Below are 4,033 nucleotides of genomic sequence, written 5' to 3' on the forward strand. Positions count from 1 at the left end.
GAGGCCGGGCATGGATTCATCGGTCAGGACCAGCACCACGTCCGGATTGTCCCGTATGAAAGCGAGGGCTTCATTCGGGTTGGAAAAGGTGCGCAGATTCAGGCGCTTGGAGAAACGCCGCCGGAAAACGAACAAGTTCTCCTCTTCGTCATCTACGTAAACCACGACTGGATTGGCTACGCCATGGTGCAACCCTGCCTGGATATGCCGCACCATGTCCCCGATTGTGCTATAGCGGTTCTGCGCCGAAGTGCCGCCGAAGGCCTTCTGCATCTTGTACATCAGCTCCACGTTGAGCGCGATGCCTCCGAAGCGGGACCGAAGCTCGCGGGCCACGTCGCCGATATTGGCATCCGTCACGCGCAGGGCGTCGAGCGCGGTGTTATCATCGATATGGTTCGGAGCGGGCGAAAAGGATGGATTCTCGCGGGATAGGCGGGCAAAAACATCTCTTAAAATGGCGAGGACGCGATCGGATTCCACGGTATTTCCCAACTCTTAAGACGGCCGTGGGTAAAATTACAATCAGCGCCGCGCGAATCGTATGGATTTCAATCAAGATTTTCGGGGCCTGGGGGAATTTGATAATCTTCGCTGCAAGGCAAGTTAAAGAATGATAAAAGATCCGTTTTAATCCGGGAATACCATCGCGCACAAAGTGAGCGTAATCGAAATATCCGCGACGGCTATCATACTTCTCCACGCTGTAAAATATTCCGGCAAACGAAATCGTGCGGGAAGTTACATAAATGAATTTATTAACGTCGCTATTCCGCAAAGCCTTTCGTCCATCGGCTATCCCCGTCCTATTCAACTTGGACTATGCGCTAACCGAAAGTTTTTCTCGTATCGTTGGCCTCATGGGTTTCATCGCGTTCTTCGCCTTCCATTTTTACGAGAAGGCCCTGGGTTACCGCGATTGCGTTCCCATGCGTATCGCCTGCGCATTATTTTGCCTGGGACGCAGCAACTCATCATCCTGATCACCGAATTCACCGGATAAGGGATAAAAATCGCTCTAGAGGTTTTCCGCCGCCGGGGCATGGCCCTGGCCGATGCCAATGCCCGCGCCCAAGAGGCCGAGTCCCGCGAATCCGAGATCAAGGCGGCCTACGCCGAACTGCGCCGTCGGGAGACGGTCATCCAGTGTTTCGTGCGCCCGTCCGTGTTCGAAGAGTTGACCCGCGGCGAAGATCCCACCGAGTTCCGGGCGGTACATCGCGAACTGGCGGTGATGTTCTGCGACATCCGCGATTTCACCCGCCTCGAAGTCGGATCGCATCCTGGAATACTACGTAGCGCATTGCGCTGCCTGGAACGAAGACAAACGGGGCGCCTGGCAGCTGATCGAGCAGTGGGACGGTGTCCACGTGTTTTTCGAGAAGTAGGCGCGTCAGACCTTCAGCATGGATTGCAAGGTGATGGCGTTCCGTGGGGCGTGCCCGCCGATATCGTTGTTGAAATAGGCGAATACCGGAATGCGCCGCGCCGACCATTCCCGCATTCGTTCTGCCCAGCGGGCGAGATCGCCGTCGGTGTAAGAGCCTTGGTACTTCCCGGTGGGGCCATGGAAACGGACATAGGCGATCTTCCCCGTCACTATCTCCGGGCTGGCGGAATCCGGCAGGTCGTGGATGCAAAAACCGGCCCTGAAACGATCCAGAAGGCCGAAGGTTTCATCGCGGTACCAATCGCGATCGCGGAACTCGAATACGTAGCGCGGGCCGCGCGGAAGGGACGCCAGGAACCCGGCCAAGCGGCCGCCATCGAAATGCCAATGGGGCGGTAGCTGGAAGAGGATGGGACCCAGGCGCGGCCCTAAGGCGCTGACACGCTCGAAGAACAAGCGGAACGAGTCGCCGCTTTCCTTCAGCTTCTTGAAATGGGTGATGTAGCGGCTGGCCTTTACGGCGAAGTGGAAGGAGGCGGGCACGGCATCGCGCCAACTTTCGAAGGTTTCCCGCTCGGGCAAACGGTAAAAGCTGTTGTTTATCTCGACGGTGGAGAAGTCTTTTAGATATCTCTCCAGGAATAGGCGGGGCGGGGTCTTGGGAGGGTAAAAGCTCCCCACCCAATGACGGTAGTGCCATCCGGAAGTTCCGATTAATAGGGCCATGCTCCAGTATCAAAGGAAGGATTGTCGCAACGGGTCCGCAATACCCTTGGCAATTCGCTCGAGGAGCTGCCTCTAAAGCATTGAAATAATGGATCTTACGAGTTTTATTCAGTAGAACTTTCAGAACCGGCCTGGTGCGCCCTCGCCCGTTCGGCTGGTTTTTCCTTGCGCTTCCCGATCCTGAAAATTAGCTAGGCCCAGGTAGTGGCTTCCGAAGCCATTCAGGAGATGCCATGCCGACTAAGATCGTTTCCTCCCCTAAGCAAACGTCCTCTGCCGCGAAAGCATCTTCGGCGGGCAAAGCCGCCGCCGCGAAACCGGCAGCGGCAGCCAACGGGGAAGCCGCCGCCAACGGATCAGGGCATGGGGCGAACGGGAGCAATGGGCATGCGGGATTGGACAAGAAGAAACTGCTTTTGGCTTTGGAAGCCTTCCGCTCTGGCGACTTCAACGCCAAGCTGGACGAGGAATTCGTCGGCATCGACGGTCGTATAGCGGAAGTATTCAATGACGTATTGGAGCTGAACCGGCGCTTGGTGCGGGAGCTCGACAAGGTGAACCGGGTGGTGGGCAAGGAAGGCCGCATCACCCAGCGCATCACCTTGGGACCGGTGGAAGGCTCCTGGTCGGACGCGCAGGACTCCATCAACGGGCTCATCGACGATCTGGTCTGGCCGACCACGGAAATGTCCCGCGTCATCGGCGCCGTTTCCAACGGGGACCTTTCCCAATCGGTCGCCCAGGAAGCCGAAGGGCGCCCGCTCAAGGGGGAATTCCTGCGTTCGGCCAAAACCGTGAACACCATGGTGAGCCGGCTTTCCTCCTTCGCATCCGAAGCGACGCGCGTGGCGCGCGAAGTGGGCTCGGAAGGCAAGCTGGGCGGCCAGGCCGAGGTGAAGGGCGTTTCGGGCACTTGGAAGGATTTGACGGATAACGTGAACCTGATGGCGTCCAACCTGACCTCGCAGGTGCGTAACATCGCCGAAGTGACCACGGCGGTGGCCAGCGGCGACTTGTCGAAAAAAATCACGGCCGAAGCCAAGGGCGAGATCCTGGAGCTGAAGAACACCATCAATACCATGGTGGATCAGCTGAACTCCTTCGCCTCGGAAGTGACCCGCGTGGCCCGCGAAGTGGGCTCGGAAGGCAAGTTGGGCGGCCAGGCATTGGTGAAAGGCGTCTCGGGTACCTGGAAGGATTTGACGGATAACGTGAACTTCATGGCCGGTAACCTTACCGGGCAGGTGCGTAACATCGCCCAGGTGACGACGGCGGTGGCCAACGGCGATCTTTCCAAGAAGATCACCGCCGAAGCCAAGGGCGAGATCCTGGAGCTGAAGGAAACCATCAACATCATGGTGGACCAGCTGAATTCCTTCGCCTCGGAAGTGTCGCGCGTGGCGCGCGAGGTGGGCTCGGAAGGCAAGCTGGGCGTGCAAGCCGAGGTGCGCGGGGTGGCCGGTACGTGGAAGGATTTGACCAATAACGTGAATCTGATGGCGTCCAACCTGACCTCGCAGGTGCGTAACATCGCCGACGTGACCACCGCCGTGGCCAAGGGCGACCTGTCCCGTAAGATCACCGTGGACGTGAAGGGCGAGATCCTGGAGCTGAAGAACACCATCAATACCATGGTGGATCAATTGTCTTCCTTCGCATCGGAAGTGTCGCGCGTAGCCCGCGAAGTGGGTTCGGAAGGCAAGCTGGGCGGCCAGGCGGAAGTGAAGGGCGTGGGCGGTACCTGGAAGGATTTGACCGATAACGTGAATTCGATGGCCTCGAACCTGACGGGCCAGGTGCGTAACATCGCCGAGGTGACCATCTCGGTGGCCAACGGCGATTTGTCCAAGAAGATTACCGTGGACGTGCGCGGAGAGTTCCTGCAATTGAAGGACACCATCAATACCATGGTGGACC

The 4,033-nt window shown here is 58.1% G+C and carries 4 protein-coding genes; 1 reads left to right on the top strand and 3 read right to left on the bottom strand.

The features are described from left to right. The 3 genes from JF616_22825 to JF616_22835 all read right to left on the bottom strand — a co-directional run. Nucleotides 1–483: hypothetical protein (locus JF616_22825; protein MBW8890598.1), on the bottom strand; the 483-nt coding region annotated here is incomplete at its 3' end. A gap of 535 nt (nt 484–1,018) precedes the next feature. Beyond that, nucleotides 1,019–1,282, bottom strand: a complete 264-nt coding sequence (locus JF616_22830) for a hypothetical protein (GenBank protein MBW8890599.1) — start codon at nt 1,280–1,282, stop codon at nt 1,019–1,021. A gap of 111 nt (nt 1,283–1,393) precedes the next feature. Continuing rightward, the gene (locus JF616_22835) at nt 1,394–2,116 is read right to left on the bottom strand and encodes a DUF72 domain-containing protein (protein MBW8890600.1); all 723 of its coding nucleotides are present in this window, start codon (nt 2,114–2,116) and stop codon (nt 1,394–1,396) included. A 233-nt stretch (nt 2,117–2,349) separates the two neighbouring features. Between JF616_22835 and JF616_22840 the strand changes: the two genes are divergently transcribed. Further along, the coding region (locus JF616_22840) for a HAMP domain-containing protein (protein MBW8890601.1) at nt 2,350–4,033 on the top strand (1,684 nt) is incomplete at its 3' end.

The sequence above is a fragment of the Fibrobacterota bacterium genome (assembly GCA_019509785.1).
In the GTDB taxonomy this organism is placed as follows: Bacteria; Fibrobacterota; Fibrobacteria; order UBA11236; family UBA11236; genus Chersky-265.

Excerpts from the sequence above, each read along its gene's own strand:
- JF616_22830 (MBW8890599.1), bottom strand. The coding sequence starts at position 1,282 with ATGCGATCCGACTTCGAGGCGGGTGAAATCGCGGATGTCGCAGAACAT.
- JF616_22835 (MBW8890600.1), bottom strand. The coding sequence starts at position 2,116 with ATGGCCCTATTAATCGGAACTTCCGGATGGCACTACCGTCATTGGGTG.